The sequence below is a fragment of the Halocatena halophila genome, from assembly GCA_027563145.1.
In the GTDB taxonomy this organism is placed as follows: Archaea; Halobacteriota; Halobacteria; order Halobacteriales; family Haloarculaceae; genus Halocatena; species Halocatena halophila.
Genome location: CP071307.1, coordinates 59,920 through 79,076, shown reverse-complemented (window position 1 = coordinate 79,076; position 19,157 = coordinate 59,920). Strand labels below are relative to the sequence as shown.

The 19,157-nt window shown below is 49.4% G+C and carries 15 protein-coding genes and 3 pseudogenes; 8 read left to right on the top strand and 10 right to left on the bottom strand.

Going from position 1 to position 19,157, the window contains the following annotated elements:
* Positions 1 to 184: 184 nt before the first annotated feature.
* Positions 185 to 454, bottom strand: coding sequence for a DUF7351 domain-containing protein (locus JXQ78_RS19200; RefSeq protein WP_456237577.1), 270 nt, complete (start codon positions 452 to 454; stop codon positions 185 to 187).
* 113 nt (positions 455 to 567) lie between these two features.
* A pseudogene (locus tag JXQ78_RS14495) lies at positions 568 to 1,000 on the bottom strand (transposase); the annotation flags it as partial.
* A gap of 694 nt (positions 1,001 to 1,694) precedes the next feature.
* Here JXQ78_RS14495 and JXQ78_RS14490 point away from each other — a divergent pair.
* Positions 1,695 to 2,333: a helix-turn-helix domain-containing protein gene (locus tag JXQ78_RS14490; protein WP_330633238.1), complete on the top strand. Its 639-nt coding sequence runs from the start codon at positions 1,695 to 1,697 to the stop codon at positions 2,331 to 2,333.
* A gap of 672 nt (positions 2,334 to 3,005) precedes the next feature.
* On the opposite strand, the pseudogene JXQ78_RS14485 reads toward JXQ78_RS14490, so the two are convergent.
* The 4 genes and pseudogenes from JXQ78_RS14485 to JXQ78_RS14470 form a co-directional block, all read right to left on the bottom strand.
* Positions 3,006 to 3,233, bottom strand: a pseudogene (locus tag JXQ78_RS14485) (transposase); the annotation flags it as partial.
* A 193-nt stretch (positions 3,234 to 3,426) separates the two neighbouring features.
* Positions 3,427 to 4,413 carry a C45 family peptidase gene (locus JXQ78_RS14480; RefSeq protein WP_330633237.1) on the bottom strand — a complete coding sequence of 329 codons (987 nt, stop codon included), beginning with the start codon at positions 4,411 to 4,413 and terminating at the stop codon, positions 3,427 to 3,429.
* Positions 4,414 to 4,611: 198 nt separating this feature from the next.
* Positions 4,612 to 4,776 carry a hypothetical protein gene (locus JXQ78_RS14475; protein WP_330633236.1) on the bottom strand — a complete coding sequence of 55 codons (165 nt, stop codon included), beginning with the start codon at positions 4,774 to 4,776 and terminating at the stop codon, positions 4,612 to 4,614.
* Between the two features lie 783 nt (positions 4,777 to 5,559).
* Complete coding sequence (locus JXQ78_RS14470) at positions 5,560 to 6,732, bottom strand: aminotransferase class I/II-fold pyridoxal phosphate-dependent enzyme (RefSeq protein WP_330633235.1); 1,173 nt, start codon at positions 6,730 to 6,732, stop codon at positions 5,560 to 5,562.
* Positions 6,733 to 7,083: 351 nt separating this feature from the next.
* On the opposite strand from JXQ78_RS14470, the gene JXQ78_RS14465 reads away from it, so the two are divergent.
* Entirely contained in the window at positions 7,084 to 8,157 is a 1,074-nt protein-coding gene (locus JXQ78_RS14465; RefSeq protein WP_330633234.1) for a glucose-1-phosphate thymidylyltransferase, read from the top strand.
* Between the two features lie 198 nt (positions 8,158 to 8,355).
* Positions 8,356 to 9,276, top strand: coding sequence for a dTDP-glucose 4,6-dehydratase (rfbB, locus tag JXQ78_RS14460; protein WP_330633233.1), 921 nt, complete (start codon positions 8,356 to 8,358; stop codon positions 9,274 to 9,276).
* Positions 9,277 to 9,595: 319 nt separating this feature from the next.
* On the opposite strand, the gene JXQ78_RS14455 is transcribed toward rfbB, so the two are convergent.
* From JXQ78_RS14455 to JXQ78_RS14445, 3 genes are all read right to left on the bottom strand, one after another.
* Entirely contained in the window at positions 9,596 to 10,375 is a 780-nt protein-coding gene (locus tag JXQ78_RS14455; protein WP_330633232.1) for an SDR family NAD(P)-dependent oxidoreductase, read from the bottom strand.
* Between the two features lie 844 nt (positions 10,376 to 11,219).
* Positions 11,220 to 12,122, bottom strand: a complete 903-nt coding sequence (locus JXQ78_RS14450; RefSeq protein ID WP_330633231.1) for an ABC transporter permease — start codon at positions 12,120 to 12,122, stop codon at positions 11,220 to 11,222.
* Complete coding sequence (locus JXQ78_RS14445) at positions 12,119 to 13,162, bottom strand: ABC transporter ATP-binding protein (RefSeq protein ID WP_330633230.1); 1,044 nt, start codon at positions 13,160 to 13,162, stop codon at positions 12,119 to 12,121. Before JXQ78_RS14445 ends, JXQ78_RS14450 begins: the two co-directional genes overlap by 4 nt.
* A gap of 263 nt (positions 13,163 to 13,425) precedes the next feature.
* On the opposite strand from JXQ78_RS14445, the gene JXQ78_RS14440 reads away from it, so the two are divergent.
* The 5 genes and pseudogenes from JXQ78_RS14440 to JXQ78_RS14420 all read left to right on the top strand — a co-directional run bounded on the left by JXQ78_RS14440 (position 13,426) and on the right by JXQ78_RS14420 (position 17,616).
* A complete protein-coding gene (locus JXQ78_RS14440; protein ID WP_330633229.1) occupies positions 13,426 to 14,109 on the top strand; it encodes a helix-turn-helix domain-containing protein in 684 nt (227 codons plus the stop codon).
* Positions 14,110 to 14,359: 250 nt separating this feature from the next.
* Positions 14,360 to 14,512: pseudogene (locus tag JXQ78_RS14435) on the top strand (IS630-like element ISHwa16 family transposase); the annotation flags it as partial.
* 158 nt (positions 14,513 to 14,670) lie between these two features.
* On the top strand, positions 14,671 to 15,528 hold the full coding sequence (locus JXQ78_RS14430; protein ID WP_330633228.1) for a DUF726 domain-containing protein: 858 nt from the start codon (positions 14,671 to 14,673) through the stop codon (positions 15,526 to 15,528).
* Between the two features lie 524 nt (positions 15,529 to 16,052).
* Positions 16,053 to 17,189: an epoxide hydrolase family protein gene (locus JXQ78_RS14425; RefSeq protein WP_330633227.1), complete on the top strand. Its 1,137-nt coding sequence runs from the start codon at positions 16,053 to 16,055 to the stop codon at positions 17,187 to 17,189.
* Between the two features lie 259 nt (positions 17,190 to 17,448).
* Entirely contained in the window at positions 17,449 to 17,616 is a 168-nt protein-coding gene (locus JXQ78_RS14420; RefSeq protein WP_330633226.1) for a hypothetical protein, read from the top strand.
* A 424-nt stretch (positions 17,617 to 18,040) separates the two neighbouring features.
* On the opposite strand, the gene JXQ78_RS14415 is transcribed toward JXQ78_RS14420, so the two are convergent.
* Complete coding sequence (locus JXQ78_RS14415; RefSeq protein ID WP_330633225.1) at positions 18,041 to 18,400, bottom strand: hypothetical protein; 360 nt, start codon at positions 18,398 to 18,400, stop codon at positions 18,041 to 18,043.
* Between the last annotated feature and the right edge of the window lie 757 nt (positions 18,401 to 19,157).

Genomic DNA, 19,157 nt, shown 5'->3' with positions numbered 1-19,157 from the left:
TATTATGCTCTATAATCTGTTTGTTGTCTCTCTCATCCTCCAGACGGTCACTTGTTCCAAGAAATACTTTGGGCATCCGCTTCACGTGCTCTACGAGTGCGCCTCAAGTTGCGAATGTTGATATCGATGCATGGATTTGGCATCGTCGTTTGGGCTCGGGTTGCGAGTAACACATCCAATCAGCTTAGTAATGAGATGTGTTAATTACCGTGCCTGTCTCACCGAGTGTGAGTTCGAGCATCTCGTTGTCGCATGATACCACGACTCGCCCACGAAGTGAGTCCTCAGATATGCGTTTGACGTATTGCTCATCGAAACAGAAGTCAAGCTCCCATCGCGGCACTGATCGAAGATCGAGCCCGTGGTTGTGGAACAGCGAAACAACAGCTGGATGATCAAGGACGATTTCACCGAGTGTTGCGTGGAGATGAAATTCGCACAGAGCGCACCTCAACTTGAGAACTTGCTCGCCGTGAATGGGAAGCCCTTGATTACGTCGATGGTCGCAAAGACCGACCCATCGAGCGAATCTCCGACACGGAAAGCTTCCCGATCTGGTAGCGGTGGGTCGATCCAGTCGGGAAGCGGGACCTTGCAGGCACGCGCAGCCATCACAATCACGTCAGCACACTCCTGTACGGCATCGCGGAGTTTCTCGCTGAAGCGTTCGTTCCATGCACGCCAGAACGTTGATTGGTTCGGAAGCGTCTTGAAGCCGGGATTCTGACGCAGCAAAGGTGTTCTCTGAGGTAGTCGTAGAGGGCGGTTTCATCCTAGCCGTTGATCTCCGCGAGCAGGCCGGCTCGAACGTGGACCGACATTGGGTACGGTCCCGCGTACGGAGCGGACACATCGTGTGGAGCGAACGTGAGATGATCGATCGGGAATGGCAGATCAGCATCTCGATGTCGTCGTATCTCTCCCACTGCTCGCACTGTGACTGCGCGATGGTCGTGACATCCGCAACGAATCCGTCGAGATGATCATCTGCTCCTCCCATTCTCACGTGAGACACTCCTATCCCTTGGGCCAGATCGTGTAGCTGAATGACCAGACAAAATCGATCGCAAGGATGACACTCCATAATTTTGCCATCTCCGTTAACACTCTCGTCCTGTCAAAATTACCTATGAGTGCAACAGCCCCGAGAAGCAGAGCGCAGCCGATTATCCAAGCAAGAAAGTGCCGTCCCCACTGATGGCGTTCATGTTGAGCGTGCGCTCGACCCGTCTTCGGTGGTTTTGTGGGTGGTGGACCATCAGCGAACCAGTAGGAGAATCGTTCATCGGCCCAGCGGATTAGGCGATGGCCAAAAGCGACAGAAAATCCGATATATATCGCGGCTAACCCATGGGCAGAGGTTGCAGTTCCCCCATTACTGAGGTCGATTACAGTAAACATCAGTAAAAGCAAATCAACAAGCGGGACGCCTGCCAGTAGCACTGTACTCAGCCGTTGCTGACCGAGGAAATATCGAGTGGAGAGCCCTGCAAGAAGCACGACCCAGAACCCAATCTCACAGCCGATGATAGCGACGTAAATCAGATCGTTCATACCTAACTAATGCGGACGGGAGTGTGTGGAGTTACTGCCATGCATGCTCGGCAAGTTTAAGAGTATATGTCCTGCAATATCGAGTGAGATATGAGATACGCTGCTTTACACACATCATTGAGAGTTAATTTATGAGATATGTGGCCCTGATCATCGACCCAAGTGACGCTCACCAGACATTCAACGAACTGAGACAAGTACAGGTAGCTGACGAAGTGATCGCAACATATGAAGAGATCTATGATCTCAATCCGCTCGATGATGGAACTGCTGTCGAGTTGGTCCGACTCACTGGCGATATCGAACGGTTTACGAGATGCACGTCAGAGCTGGGAGATGTGTCGGTCATACCCACGAGCGAAACAGGGTTTGTATACATACACTTGAATCCCGGAACCCTCGACACGGCGCTCATCGACATCATCGATACTCATAAGATTACTGTGGACTGGCCAGTCAGATATACCGATCGGGGGTTTCAACTTACGCTCCTCGGTGAAGACATATCTCTCCAACACGTCGTCGCGGATCTCTCCGAAATTGTAGACGTGACGATTGAAAAAACGGGGGACTACCATCCCGGAATGCGCGATCCCGCATGGCACCTGACAGACCGTCAAATTGAGGTCGTGCGCGCTGCAATCAATGAAGGATATTATGATCTCCCTCGGAAGGCTGGTCAGCGTGATCTCGCGGCCAAACTCGAACTCTCGCGAGGTACAGTCGCCGAGCATCTCCGAAAGGCCGAAGCAAGGGTGATGCAGGAAGTGGTGAAGTGAAAGCACTCGCATACTGTTTTAGAAGTCGGGCAGGTAGATTGCTCATGCACGGCTTGGCTCGAAATCTATACCGATAGTCTAAATTTCTCTGATAGTTATGCATGACAAATCTAACTAGCCGACCTCTGATGCATTGGAATCAATATTCGCAACTTGAGGGCGTGGAAGAAGTTGAGAATCGCCGTCTTATTTTGAAGCTTGTCTTATCCGTCTAACATCACGAAAGCTATCTATTCCACTATAAACAGCGGCTAAACCTATTAGTATCTGGAAGATTAAAACAACCCACGGAAAGAGTGTGTCTACTGGAATCCCTACGCTAGTAAGTGGTTGGAGAAAGCCAGGTGGTGACCCAACTTGACCGATTCCAAAAATTCTCTTGCTAGCAAGGCCTAATAGAACAACTCCAATGACAAATTCTACCAGTCCTGTGAGGAGTGGATTCCATGCATTGGAACTGACCTTCTCAACTTGAGGAGTATCCAGTAGTTGAAACTTTCTGAGAATCATTGTATTTTGTACCCATACAGAGTATGAACCAAGCACTAATATCGCCAATTTGGAATCGAGTAGCGGATGAATAGCTAAGAATATTCTCCAATTGTACTATTTTGAAAAATGGAGATAGCCCAGCCGCTCTCTCTGCTAGGAAATCACGGAACGAACGGGACACTATCCTACGCCAGTGCGCTTTTTCAGTGATGTAAGCACATCGTGCATCGTTACCCACGGATCGTCTCCGCAGGTGTCCGTGAAGAACACCTGTACCAGGTGGTCGACTAACCGCCAGAGCGAATACAGCAAGCAGGCGAACGCAAAGTAGAAAAATCGGAGGACGAAGTCTTTCGAAGTCGTTTTCGCCATGAACCGCTGAACCTGCTTGTAGCTACCTCGAACTTGACGGCCGAGCTCGGAGTTTCACGAGGGACGATCGGCGACCATCTCCGACGGATCGAAGCGAAGATCATCCGTTCTGTAGTCGTGTGAACGCGGGGCCATTAGTGATGGGAGACCTTACGTGAAATGACAATCGATCGATTGTCAGAGAGAGCTAGACCAGCAATCACACAGACACCGGAGACGGCAGTACGATTCAGAGGTCGACCGATTCGTATCCCACATCGGTTGGCGACCCCTTCGCGAGCATACTAGGCGTCCCACCGGGCGTCACGGCCCACGACCAGAGAGTGAGGATCGGATCGTCCTCGTTCCCGTCGGCACACGAGCAGACCCCGTTCTCGGGGTCCGTGAGGACGCGCTGAACGTCGGCCGTGTCGAATCCATCCCGTTGCGTGTCGAACCAGCCGTCGAGGTTTTCGAGCCGAGTTTCGCTGCTCTCGGTTCGCTCCTCTCTGCGTTCGTACTCGAGCATCGATTCGGACTGGAAGTGATTCGTGACGGCACCAAACCCGTTGGTCGGTCGCGTCGTCGCGACTGCCTCTGGGCTCGCTTCGATCGAGGCGATGTCACCAGCGGCATCTGCGACCAAGAAGTTCGTGTTCCGCGCGTGGGGGATGCGTTCGAGGAAAGACACCGCGTCATCGACCGTCCGACAGGTATCGAGGACCGCGCGAGCGGCGAGGCCGAACATGATGCCCGGTTCGGAGCCGTCATTCGGAACGAACGTGTGTCCGATCGCCACCCCCGCCTCGTTGATCCCGTCGTGCCGACCGACCCAGTGATCCGAACACCCGACACTGGCGAGGTGGTCGGGCGGGCGCGTCCGGTACAGTTCCGAGAAGTCCCCGAACGATTCAAAGAAGTCGTAGTTGCGGCCGAACCGGGGGTTTCCGTCGACGGTGTGTTCACCCGAGACGGCGATCACCGAACACCCGGCCTCGTAGCCCAGAGCGAGCGGCATCGCTTCGATCCGTTCGAGATCCCAGTCGCCGGCGTCCGCGAGACCGCGGAGTTCCTCACGGAGATACGGTGTATGTTCTTCCACCGCCGGCTCGCAGTCACGAACGAACTCGCGTTTCTCCGTCGAGAGGGGCTCCGGAGCAAACCCGACGTCGTCGAGGATCTGCCCGTATTGCCGTCCCAACTCGTAGTGATCACCGACCAATTCTATTTCATCCATATTTGATATATTCAGGTTACCTGTGCATAAACCCCCGAGAATTTGACCTGGTGGAGCTCGCCATCGACGGCGAGAACAGGTCCTACGCGCCGCGCGTGGACGCGAACCAGTACCTGTTCCGTAGCGAAGCAGTGCTACGGTCACGACCCACCAGCTGACACCCGATCTCACCCAGTGACCGCCCGCGGTCCTGAACGGCTACACTGGCGAGTACTCGTTGTTATCCTCCTTTGTCCCGATGATTCCGTCTTCGTGACCAGTCCGATCGCCAGTAAACGGACTCCCCTCCGTCGTATCGATTGCGACGGACACAGCACCAAGAAAGTGCGACCGGCTCGTTGTTTCAGCCAGGAGGCGCTGCATCATCTCATGGTGCATCTCCCAAATCGATTCAATCGAGAATTGGCGAAGGTGATGACGATGAATGAGTCCGAGGGGAGGCCTGCCTCCGCGTCGATTCAGTGAGAAAACTCCGGATTCCCTCGTTTGCACACAGGTTCTCGCCCAACCCAAGGTCGTCTGTAACTCCCAGAATGCATCCTCCGTTATTGACGCTCGTTCCGCACGGTCGAGGGAGAACGCTGGAAAAATGCGAGGTTAGGCCTCCGCCGTGAGCTCGTCTGCTCGCTGAAGAATCTCTCGTTGGATGGGATCATCTTTTGATTCCTCTAACGGGCGGAGGGTAGAGTGCAATGGACACTAGCTGATGAATGGTACTAAATATCAGTGATTTCAGGCTGGCGAACGAGATTTCCGAATTCGTCAACGTCACCGAGCGAAGCTCGGTTAGCAGTCAGATTTCAACGGAATCTGACAACGTCATCAGAATCGCTCTGCGATTCTGATTTGCCGACAAGAGCTTTGCACTTGTCAACGCTTCTACGGCAGGATGGGCGTCGTGCCTGAACCACGCTAGCGGGCTAGTGAACGTCGTTCTCTCGACGTGATCCCCGTGTTCAATTCCGATTAGGTGGGTATTGTAGTTTTGGCCAGCTACGTTCCACGTAATATCTTCATAGCGTACCACTTGGTTGTGCAACTATCAGTGTTAGAATCACGAGGTAATCGAATTACCTAGAATGGTAATTTCTACAGCGATAGTATCCCCTAGCTATGGATTTTAATAAGATACAACGTAAACAAATATTACAGTTGTTCGAAGAATCGCTCGAACGTTGTTTTTACATAGTTTACATCGTCGTCATCCATGGCCTGATGCGTACCGATTACCAGACTGTTTTCCATCACATGGTTCGCATTTGGATAGTCCTCAAAGGGTAGTCGAGCATCGATAGATTCGAACGCCGGATGTTTGAGAAGATTCCCTGACCAGAGCGGACGGGTTTGGATCCGATTTCGCTCCAAATGCTTCACGATCTCACCTCTACTGAATGGAGCCGCTTCCCGAATAGTGAGAGGAAACGCCAGCCAACAGGTCGTCACATCTGGCCGTTGTGAAGGAAGAACGAACCACTCTTCATACTCGCTAAAGAAATCGCACAGTTGGGAAAAGATATACCGCCGCTGATCAGCGAATTTGGGTAGCTTTTTGACCTGTTCGACACCGAACGCGGCGCTGGCCTCAGTTGCGATGAGATTATACCCCAATTCATCGAAAACGAACTTCGAATCATATTGGGTTCCATCTAAGACTGTTTCTAACCGGTCATTGATGTTGTTCTCTTCTTCTACCGCTGAGGCACGGCCCCAACCACGGAATTTCTTTGCCCGACGCATCCAGCGGTCATCATTGACCGAAACCATACCACCCGTACCGAAAGTGGTGATGACGTGGGCTCCGTAGAAACTCGTGGTGGTTATATCTGTGAACTCACCGGTCGGTTGGCCTTGGATTGTCGCACCTACCGTGTGAGCAGAGTCCTCAACTAGATAGATATCGTGATCATTGGCTATCTCCCGGAGCTGCGGATAATCCGGGATATTTCCGAGTAAGGACGGAACCATCAGTGCACCGGTATCCTCGGAAATTGCTTCACGAACTTGATCGATATCTAGCTGATAATCGCCGAGACCAATATCGACGAATACTGGAACAAGACCCTTCTGAACGAGGGGGGCAACCGTCGTAGAGAACGTCACGAGGGGCGTGATGACCTCCGACCCTGTCGGAAGATCTAGTAATTCTGTTGCTACCAGATTTGCCGACGATCCAGAATTCACCAAAACGCCGTGATCCTTCCCGAATTGGGTTGAAACTCGTTGTTGTAACTCGTCTGTGTACGGCCCACCGACAAGGAGTTTGGGGTGATCAAGGACATCACTAACAGCTTGCCGTTCCTGTTCGTCATACTTTGCCATTGCGTAGTGAACGCGATATTCTCCAAGATACATCCAATAGAAATTAACTCTATAACTATTAAAAACTTATCATAAATATATAAAAAATTAAATTAATAATTATATTTAATAAAATTAACATGAGGGAAAACAATCTGTTAGTATGATAATTTTCCTTGGTGTAATTTTATTCATAGTATTTTTATTTATTAAATTTCAATACAATTATAGATTATTAAATAGATGGTATAATTTTGTAATTATGTATTTATATTTAACTATCGAGTAAAGCATGGGGCCAGCACCACCTCGCTATATTCCTTCTATATTCTATCGGAATTTATTTATTCATCTATTTCATATTATTATAGAATGAAAGCCATTATACTAGCAGGTGGAACTGGGTCACGGTTACGTCCCATTACACATACGGGACCCAAGCAGCTGATTCCCGTTGCCAACAAACCAGTTCTTGAGTACGCAATTGAGGACCTCAAGAATGTCGAGATACGAGAAATTGGTATCGTCCTTGGAAATTCTGGCTGTGATGAAATTCAGAATCTTATTGGAAATGGTGAAGAATATGGGGTTGACATCACTTATATTCTCCAAGGAAATCCCCTCGGTCTTGCTCACGCGGTAGGATGTGCAAGGGATTTCGTTGATGGTGAGGACTTTGTAATGTACCTTGGAGACAATATTCTTAAAACAGGAATTTGTGACCTTGTAGAAAGCTTCAGAAACAATACCTATGGGGCAGGGATTGCCATACAAAAAGTAGAGAATCCACATCGTTTTGGGATCGTAGAGGTTGATAGCGATGGGAATATTATAGAGCTAATAGAAAAACCCAGTGATCCTGCCACAAACCTCGCTCTCATTGGGATTTACGTTTTTTCACCCGTTGTCTTCGACGCGATCGACAGACTCGAGCCGTCCTCTCGGGGAGAGCTTGAAATCACCGATGCGATTCAGTATATTCTAGACGATGGATATAAAATTGACACACATATTGTTACTGGCTGGTGGAAGGATACTGGAAAGCCCGAAGACATTCTCGAAGCTAATCGACTCATTCTTGATGATAAGAATCTAGAAATTAACGGCCACATCGAAGATGGTGCTGAAACCTATGGCCGAATCGAGCTTGCCGACTCAAGTATCATCGAAGGAGGAGCAGTGGTTCGCGGACCAGTCTCCATTGCCAAACACACAACGATTAAAGCTGGTGCGTATGTTGGTCCGTATACTTCAATTGGACCGAATTCCGTCCTGAGAAACACCCACATTGAAAATAGCGTCGTCATCGGTGATTCTACGATCACTGCCAGCGGTCGCATCGTCGACAGCCTCATTGGACGGCACACTAATATCAAGAGTTCAACCAACCATCTCCCCGAAGGCCGACGGCTCATTGTCGGCGAAAGATCCCACCTCAAATTATGAGAATAATCACGCACACATGCTCCAATTGTAAAACAGTCATCGCTGGAAATGTACTGGAAGCGAAACGAGTCATGGAGTGTCCCGGCGTGGAGTGCGAAACGGTCATTCGGTTCGACGACCTTCAAGTGGAAGATAAAGAATACTTCATCAAGAACAAACAAGACTATGAAATCAACTAATAAAAAATAGATAATAAACATGTATATACTAGTTGCGGGTGGAGCAGGGTTCATTGGATCGAACTTTGTCCATTATCTGCTCAAAAATACGGAACACTCTGTTATCACCCTTGATGCACTTACTTATGCTGGATCGAAAGAGAACCTGGCCAACGTCCTAGACCACGCATCTCATGAATTCATTCAAGGCGATATTCTCGATCAAGAGCTTGTGACGGACGTAATCACCCGGGCCGACGCAGTTGTTAATTTCGCTGCCCAGACACATGTCGATCGGTCTATTGAAAAATCAACACCCTTTGTCAATACTAACATTAAAGGAACACAAGTTCTTCTCAACGCCGCTGCCAATGTCGGCGTAGACCGGTTCCTCCAAATCTCGACAGACGAGGTGTACGGGCAAATTAAGCAAGGAAGATTCACCGAAGATGATTGTCTATCTCCTCGAAACCCGTACGCTGCAACGAAAGCTGGGGCAGATCTCCTTGCTCAGAGTTACTACACCACCCACGACATCCCTATCGTTATCACACGAACATGCAACAACTATGGACCCCGACAACACATTGAAAAGCTTATTCCTAAATTTATTACACGTGCAGCTGAGGGTAAGCATCTTCCTCTGTACGGCAATGGATTGAATATTAGAGAGTGGATTTATGTCAAAGATAATTGCCGAGCAATCTATGCTGTGCTCGAACATGGAACTGTTGGCGAGGTCTATAATATCGGGACAGACGACCGATTCACAAATCTCGAAGTAACCCGGCGAATTCTTGACGAGATGGAATCTTCGAAGAATTTGATTACATTCATCGAGGATCGGGCGGGCCACGATCAGAGATATGCGCTCGAAACGTCGAAGATAGAGTCATTAGGATGGAAACCGCAATGGACATTCGACGACGGCCTACAAGATACTATCGAATATTATATATAAGTTTATACGGCCCCATCAAGAGATGCTTCAAAACTACAAATATGGTGTTGGTCGGTGCTTATAGTTCGCTCGGACTCGGACGCCCTACACGATTAAAGTTACAGGGATTCTCACCGGCGGATGAAGACTGCAGATCTCCCATGTGATCATCGCTTTCAAAGGAACTTCTGCGACCTAGATGTTGTCATGAAAATATCCAAACGGAAGTAGTAGAATCATAGGATGTGATCCATCGAAGCGGTGCTCGCGAGAAACTATTGTTTGATGGAGCCGTCTCGGTTTCGATCCACTTTCGGACTTTCAATCAACTATAATATGATTACTCAACAAGATACCCTCCATCAATGGCGATCGATGTACCAGTCATGTAGGCGGACGCGTCGGAAGCAAGATAGACGGCTAGGGGCCCAATAGCTTCCGGAGTAGCTATTTCGCCAAACTGCATTTCATCTATCCAAATATCCTCTAGTTCAGGTCTATTTTCTAACACCTGATTTACTAAATCAGTTCTGATGTATCCTGGGTTAATATTATTTACTCGAACCCCATCTTCCGCCCACTCAGACGCAAGCTGACGTTTGAGGCCTTCCAATCCTGCCTTGGATGCGGTATACGAAATGATTCGTTGGGGATGAGCAGCTCGGAACGCTAAAATCGAAGAGATATTGACGATCGACCCTCCATTGCTTTCTAGCATTTTATTACCGATATACTTCGAGCAAAGAAAGGCGCCTTTTAAATTAGTGTCAATTACATCATTCCATTCCATCTCTACCATATCTTCAGCATTGGAGATGCGAGCAATTCCTGCGTTGTTTACGAGGATATCGACACTCTCAAATTCGCTAACTGCTTGCGTTGCAAGATCCTTGATATCGTCTTCGTTTGTTACGTCTGTCTGTATGTAGCGTGCCTGAACGCCTATTTCGTCTCTGATTTCTGTGGCCGCTTGTTCGCCCGAGGTCTTGTCTCGGTTTGCAATCACAATGTCCGAGCCCGCCTCACCAAGAGCGTGCGATATTGCTCGTCCAATCCCTCGATTTCCACCAGTTACAATTGCAGTTTTCTCATCCAATCGAAATCGATCTAATACACCCATAATTACAGATTATATCTAATAATAATAAATTCTTTGTGGTATTTATTTATAAAAATTTTAAGATGGTATTAATATTATGATTATCTGCTCACTGATCGGAGGATTAACCCGACTACTACAGAATCTATGGATTGATAATCGACACGTATCATGACGCACTGACGAAGATGACCAGCACCAGTGATAAGACTGTTATCACGTAATAAGTGATGGTTCACACTAGTAGTGTAACGGCAGGTGGAATCTATTTCTCAGGGCTCCCACCTCTCTCATTCACGTCTGGCAGCTGCCGACTAGGCTAGTGGAGCTCTGCCCTATGACTTGTCATCAGCACGATTCTCTGCATTGGAACAGTCGTTCGCAACTTGAGGTGATCGGGTATGATGAGAATTTCTGTGAATCACTGTATTTTCACCTTTTAATATATGGGTCAAGTACTAATATCGAATATCTGGAATCAGATTGGGTAAGAATAGCTTAGAATATTCGCTAATTATACTATTTAAAAAATGGAGATAGCCCAGCCGCTCTCTACGAGGAAATCACGGAACGAACCGGGCGCTAGCCTACACCAATGCGCTTTTTCATCGCCATCAGCACATCATGCATCGTTACCCACGGATCGGTAGTTTATCTCATTCTTTTTCCAGACATAATAAATAACCGCCGGTCAATCGGTAGGTCACAGACTAGCGTCTTGATGTCAATATAGTCCGTAGCGCGTTCACACCACGAACGCGCGATGCTCGTGACAACCGCGACGAAGTCGTCAAGGGGGATCGCCTGCGCTGTCAGGGTTGAGGGCGAGCAAACGGCGACAGTCTGACGACCCCCATTTGGTGAATCAGCTGGCTTGTGAACTTGACACACGTCGTAACAAAGCGACGGCGATCCCAACGAGCACGAGATCAAGCACACCGAGCACCACCACCGCTGGCACGATGGTGTTCCAGATGCCAGAAAATGCCGTCACGTTGAGCACAGTGAGCACATCCTGGCCGAACAGCAGCGCCCGCGCGGCACCGACACCGTACGTGACCGGATTGACCGTTGCCACCGCCTGCATCCACTCCGGCAAGACACTGATCGGCAAGAAGGCATTCGACATGAACACTAGGGGATACGGCAGCAGATTCACCAAGACGGTGGTCGATTCCGAGTCCTGTGTCACGAGCGCAGCGATGTTCGAAAAGGCCGTAAACGCCAGTGAAAACACGATGACGATGGCGATGATACCGAGCACGCCCAGCAATCTCGTCTGGATGTATGTCCCGACCGATCCACCGGAATCGAGCCACAACACCACGTACCCAAGCCCGAGCGTCATCACCGTCTGGACTATGATCAGTACCATATCCGAGAGCGCCTTCCCGAGGAAGATCGCTCCACGATGGGTCGGTGAGGCCAGCACTTTCTCGAACATGCCGTTTTCCATGTCATCGACCAGACCTATCCCAGAGTTGCCCGCTGCCTCCATGGCCATCAGGATGACGACGGCTGGCGTGAGGTAGGTGACATACGAAACATCCGTGCCCATCACTCCCCTGAGAGCGTCTCCAGTGATCTGCCCGAACAGCTGAGAGAACAACACGAGGAGAAGGATGGGTGTTATCAGCGCACCGAATATCACAAACGGATTCCGGCGGGTTTTCCGCAGCCAGCGCTTGAGAGTGATCCACACATCGACGGAGAAGCTGTTGCCAGTCGCCCTCTGCTCGACCGCCCTCTCAGTTTCAGTTGTGCTCATCGATTCACCTCCGGTTGGACGGGATCGTCCGGCTGTTGTTCGTTCGGTGTCTCGTCGCTCGCTGTCTCGCCGGTGATAGCGAGGAAGACATCATCAAGCGTCGGCGAGTGAACGTCGAACCCCGTCACAGTGAAGCCCGCTTCTCGCAGCGCAAACAGGAGGTCAGTACCATCCCGGCGCGCGTGCTCTGATGCGATAGCAATGCCCTCGTTGGTGAATTCAATCGTATCTCCCTCGAACAGTCCCGACTCACGGACGGCTTCTCGGGCGTGCGCTCGCTGCTCGTCAGTCGGATCTGCAAGCGTGATTTCGAGTATGTCGCCGCCGACCTGTGATTTGAGCGCGTCTGGCGAATCGGTAGCGACGAGTTTGCCATCCTGAATCACCGACAGGCGATCGCAGAGTTCGTCGGCCTCCTCCAAGTACTGGGTCGTGAGAAACACCGTCGTCCCCTGCTGATTGATCTCCTGAAAGTGCTCCCACAGGCGATTGCGCGCCCGAGGGTCCAGTCCTGTCGTGGGTTCGTCGAGGAAGACGAGCGCGGGCTCATGCACTAAGGCAGTCGCCACGTCGAGGCGCTTTTTCATTCCACCCGAGAATTCTTGGGCCTGCTTGTCGGCGACATCCGCGAGATCGACGAGGGCTAACAGGTCGTCGATCCGGCTAGCGCGCTCGCTCCGAGGAACGCCGTACGTCTCGCAGGCAAAGCGGATATTCTCGCGGGCGGTGAGCTCCTCGTCCACACTTGTCTCTTGGGCCATATAGCCGATAGACGTCCGGACAGCGCGGGGGTCGTCAACGACATCGAACCCGTTGACAGTCACCGACCCGGCAGTGGGCTGTAACAGCGTCACGAACGTCTTGATAGCGGTGGTCTTGCCCGCGCCGTTCGGCCCTAAAAATCCGAAGAACTCACCCTCGGAGATTTCGAGGTCGATGCCGCGCACCGCTTGGGTGCCGTCCGAGTACGTGAGTTCGACGTTCTTTGCTGTGATCGACGTCGCGGAAACATTCGATGTTTCAGTCGTTTGGGTAGACATGATCACAGTTCCTCCGTTTCGTTCAGAACCGGTCGTGCAGTGGCTCCTTTCGGAGAGTCGTTGCATCCGTTGTTGGCTTCTCGCGTCTCCATCACGCTGGGGAAGGATCCGTGTTCCCTCGGGGTTTACCCCGCTCATGAGCGGGAGATTTATATTTGATCACACTCTTACGCACCTGCATGAGACAGTCAGTAGCGCTTCATCCAGAGAGACAATTCAAAAGAGAACGAATAGTACGATTAAGTCTGTGAAACACGAAGATAATGAGATACATAACTATCGTTGTCGCCCCGACCGAGGAATACCTTCGGTCGAAGGGCCACCAGCAGATGCTGGAACGTGCCGACGGTCTGAGTGAGATATGGATCGATGATACGCTCGTCGCGACCCAGGAAGCGGTACAGTATGCCAATCTCCTCGATGATGGAACCGTTGTTGGGATCGCTCGGTTCAGAGGCGATGCTGATCGGTTCACAGCGATAGAAGACGAATACCCAGAGATCATCTCTTGCACCGTGACGGGTGGTGAGACGTGGCTGGCGTATACGCACTACGAGCCTGATGAGCTTGAAACGGCCCTGTACGAACTGATCGATACCGAAGCCATCAGTATCGACTGGCCGACAAAAGATACTGCTGACGGGATGGAACTCACGCTCTTCGGTGAGGATGCAGCCCTCCAGCAACTGATCGCTGGCATCCCTGACGAATTAGACGTGACTCTCGAACGGGCAGGCGAGTATCAGCCAGCCATGGATGACCCAGCAGAGCGACTCACCGACCGTCAACAAGAGATCATGCAGGCAGCGATCGCAGCGGGATACTACGACATCCCACGGCGGGTAACACAGCGTGACTTGGCGACAGATCTCGGATTGTCACAAAGAACGATCGGAGAGCATCTTCAGCGAGCAGAAGCGAAGATTATCCAGTCCGTGATTGTCTGAAGTTGGATAGATGAGATTTTCACTGCCCAGTCTCGTGAAGATTGTGACGTTCAAGGTATATTCCGAGACTGTTTGTGCATTAGAAATCCACCTAGGCGGCATCAGGGTTGTAGTAATAGAATAATGACACCAGTGAGTATCACAGGGATGATAGAATTTTTATTGGAATGCGAGATATGACGAGTATTGCGTATCCATGGATTGGAACTGACACTCTCAACTTGAGGGAGCGCCGCAACTTGAGCCTTGCATCAAAGGAAGGAACAAGATTCCAGGCCTCACGAAGGGATGAGTCCGCGAGCAACTCGCGGACAAGGACGATACCAAGGTAATCAAACGTCTCACCGCTGCTCGCGAGTATCTAGAAGGGCTCTCTCCGGTCGATATCGAGACAGTTCATGGGCTAGCATAGCATTTGACATCAATAAATACTTATATTTCATTTAGTTAGTATTTCTTATTATATAATATATAAATATAATAGTTAAATTTCTACTTATCTCTCAATTAATTTGATAATGATTGAATTGTACAATTCAAATATTCATGTCCGGTAATGATATGGGTAGTGGAGAGGAGAGCGGATCGGGATCGCCGACATCGGATCCGGTGAGTAGGCGTTGGCTTTTGAAGACCGCTGGGGCGACAGTCGTCGGGATGGCCGGTGTGGCTGCAGTGAGTAGTCCAGCGGCGGCAGGCGACGGTGAGTGTCCATACTCGTATCCAAGTTGTCCGTCGTGGTTTGGGGAAGTAGAGCCGGAGAATTGGAACTTCCACAACTGGCCGTGGAATGCTGACAACCTGACTATTTTCATTCACGGCTTCACAAATCAGAATGGCGGTCGTGACTACGCGTATGAAATCTACAGAAATCTCACAGGTAATGGATACGATGGTAACGTCGTTGCGTGCGATTGGAACGCTGGTGACTCGTGGGACGATTGGTACTCGGCGAAAGATCACGCGATTGAGGCCGGTCAGAATCTCGCCGAGATACTGGACGATTATGGCTTTACGGAGGACCATGGCGTCACGGTGAACCTCGTTGCTCACTCACTCGGCGGAAAGATGGCACTCGAGTGCGTTCGGGACCTCCAGGGTACATACGGTCACTCCATCAACTCGGTCAACCTGTTTGGTGCTGCCGTGTGGGACGAACAGCCCAGTGACCGATTTTACGGCGGAATTTTGTACGGCACTAACGAGACACACAACTACTACAGCGAGAACGATGATACCCTCGGAGACATCTATCAGGCCGCCGAGTTCGGACGACACGCGTGTGGATATACCGGCGGAACAGGCGGCGAGCCCTGGAACTGGTACGAGCACGATATGACGTCTCGAATTCAACATCACTGCGAGTATATGGACTATAACGCCGGCTGCGTCTGGTACATCGACGACGATCTCAGCTAAGCTAGACATGCTCGGCTACCAGAACCGAAGCCATTTCACCTTTCGACAAGCAGGACACCCCGCTCGTTGGGATGTGGAGGAATGCGACACCTGCCGTCTGTCCAACTACTGCGTTCTGTCGGTGTCAAGTGCGCGGTAGCCTTCGAGAAGAAGGCCTTTCCCATACATGATAAAAACCCACAAGGACGAAGAGCATCGCTGTTCGCCGTTCAACAGAAGACATAAACTGACCCCGTTGCACCACCGGTTATATGAATAGAATCCTACAATACAAACACACTCGATAAACGATTGCTCTTTGACAGCTATTAAAATATATTTTAGCTAATATTTATGTCCGGAAGACTCCCTTACTAGTAGCTATGGAGAAACAATTACCCGAGCAAGACTCAACTCGAAGCGATTTAAAAAAAACCGGAGTTACTAGGTCAGAGCGTCAACGCGCCGCAATTCGGTACATTACCATTGGCCAACATTCAGTTCCGTGAAAATGAGAAACTTGAGATCCTTTCGGAGATACCAACATGACTGTAACCCCCTTTGACGTGCACGTTCCACAGGAAACGCTTGACGATATGCAAGCGCGCCTCGCGAATACTCGATGGCCAGACGAGATTTCGGGGGCGGAGTGGGAGTATGGTACGAATCTAAGCTACATGAAGGAGTTGATAGAATACTGGCAGAATGATTTCGACTGGCGCGAACAGGAGAAATCAATCAATCAGTTTGACCACTATCGCGCCGAAGTTGATGGGTTCGGCATTCATTTTATTCATGAACACGGGAGTGGTGATAACCCTACTCCGCTTCTTCTTACCCACGGTTGGCCAAGCTCGTTCATCCAAATGCTGGACATCATTCCATTACTGACTAATCCTGAAACGGATATTAATGAGGAAGCCAGTTCGTTTGATGTTGTCGTCCCATCATTGCCAGGGTATGGCTTTTCGGATCGACCAACCGAGCGCGGCATGAGCGCCAGTCGTATAGCTGATTTATTTTCCACACTGATGGCTGATGAACTTGGCTATGATCGCTATGCACTACGTGGCAGCGATCTTGGTGCCAGCGTGAGTCAGCAACTTGGCTTGAGCAATCCAGAGTCGGTAATCGGAATCCACTTAGCTGGAACAAGCCCGTATTTGGGTGAAGAGCCCGAGAACTTGACGGAGACAGAGCAAGAACACGTAGAGGACAACCAGCGTTGGTTAGAACAAGAAGGTGCATATGCACTGGAACACGCAACGAAACCGCAAACTCTTGCCTACGGGTTGAATGATTCCCCGGCAGGACTTGCAGCGTGGATCGTCGAGAAGTTTCGGGCCTGGAGCGACTGCGGCGGTGACATAGAGACTGCGTTCACTAAGGACGAAATGCTCACCAACCTAACAATATACTGGACGACTGAAACAATCAATTCATCGATTCGATTATATTATGAGTCACTCCACGACCCGGGGAACCAGGGACGTGTTGAAGTACCTACAGGGATACTGATGGCTCAGAATGATATTCTCCCAAACCCTCGTGAGTGGAGTGAGCGGTTCTACCAAGTGGAACGGTGGACGGAGACATCTCAAGGCGGTCACTTTTTGGAATGGGAAGCCCCCGAATTGGTTGCCGACGACATCCACACCTTCTTCCGGTCGCTAAAGAGGTAGACAACCAAATCGTGAGATTCTCGCCCAAAATGGAGGGTGACATCATAGATGCCATTCAGATTTTCGGTCGGATAGAGGATGATCAGTCATAATTAGTAGCCATGGAGGGAGGCAATGTGTTCTAGTTTAGCGCCGTGTACTGGCTCCGTCCGCTGATTGGAGACCGCTAGAGCCATCTGAGAGAAACTGCTGGGAAAATGTATGTACAGACCATGGAATTCAGTGGTCGTTGACCAGATCTAAGGAGCGTTTCCTTCCGATGAGTTGTGCGATCGTGTTCTCTCTGTCAATCGATTTCCGCTTCATTCTCAGCGACGGAGCGGTGTTCTTCGCCGCGAGGGGTGATGACAAATTCCCCTTCCTGAAGCTCGACATCCAGTTCCTCTTGAAGCTCAACCGGAACAGCTTGTTGCTAAATCGCTCGTGACGAGCTCGCCAAATCGTCGACTAGGCAGTGGCTTTCTCGAACCCTAGAGCGTTATGAAGACTAAATTATAGACCGTAACTAGTTATATCATAATATAGGATCAAAGATAAAAGACAGCCATAGTCAAGGGAAGGTTATCGACAGAGACCTCATAGAATGCTTCAAGTCGGTCACAGAGGAGCATTTGGAATGAACTATCCTATAATAATTTTTCTCAATATCGAGTGCGAATAAGATATTATTACGGCAACGATACCAATGCCGATAAACAAGTAATTTTGACTACAAGATACAGCGCCGCAAACCTGGCTCTCAAATCCATCCAACCAATGTGTACGATATTGTAACTGGACGATGGTGACTCGTCACTCACTATAGCAATAAACCAGGTGTGCAATGCTACATATTATAACTCTTCTTTATATTAGCTACATGTTGTTGATGTATAGCTAATAGATTCTTGATCGATAAGCAAACTATTTGGCTCATACTCTGTTAAAATATCGATGGTAGACTTATTACAAGTTATCTTGTCAGAATATTCCTTTATTGTGGAGCCGTTAATTTTGGTATGGATATAATATTGTTCCCCAACTTCCATTTCAAAAATATCATCTATCGTTAATCTTTCCAAATATTCACCTTTAGCAGGAACCTTCTTTTCAACCTCATACAACTTCATCCCTGCTCCATTTTCAATCCTTATGTTTAATATATGGGAATCATCATCGTTGTTGCTAATACTTAAACTAACACTTGATTTTTCTCCATTATTCGATGGCATAGTTCCAGGCCAAGCCGAACACCCAGATAGCGCTGACAATGTAACAAAAATACTAATAATAAAGTTGCGCCTTGAAATCATATATTACTTTAACATTCCATTACTATTAATCACAGTGGGTACGTTGCTCCTGTTTTCGCTGCGTTAAATGGATCGATACTGCTACTCGATAAAGCACAATTCTCTACTTCTTGATTTTCCGGCGATTATAGTTGGATTCTCATTGTAAAATATGACGAGATAAAAGAGAAAATACAGACTCTCTAAACGAGATCTGATTAGAAGCCCAATCCATGCATTGGAACAGCCGTCCTCAACTTGGGGATTCTCCACACCAGTTGAGAATTTCTGTGAACTATTGTATTATTTATTTCTCCAGTGTTATTCACTTACTAATATCTCTAGTTTAGTATCAAGTGTGGAGGAATAACTGAGGATATTCCCTAATTATACTATTTTGAAAAATAGAGATGGCCCAGCCGCTCTTTCTATCAGGAAACCACGAAACGAACGGGGCGCTAGCCTACGCCAGTGCGCTTTTTCAGCGACGTGGGCACATCATGCATCGTCACCCACGGTCATCCCCGTAAGTATCCATCAAGAACACTGCATCAGGTGGTCGATTAACCGCCAGAGCGAGTACAGTAAGCAGCCAAACGCAAAGTATAATAATCGAAGCACAAAGCCCTTCGAAGTCGTTTTCGCTATGAACCGTTCAATACCCAGATATATTTTTCAGTCTGTTCCTACTGGCCGA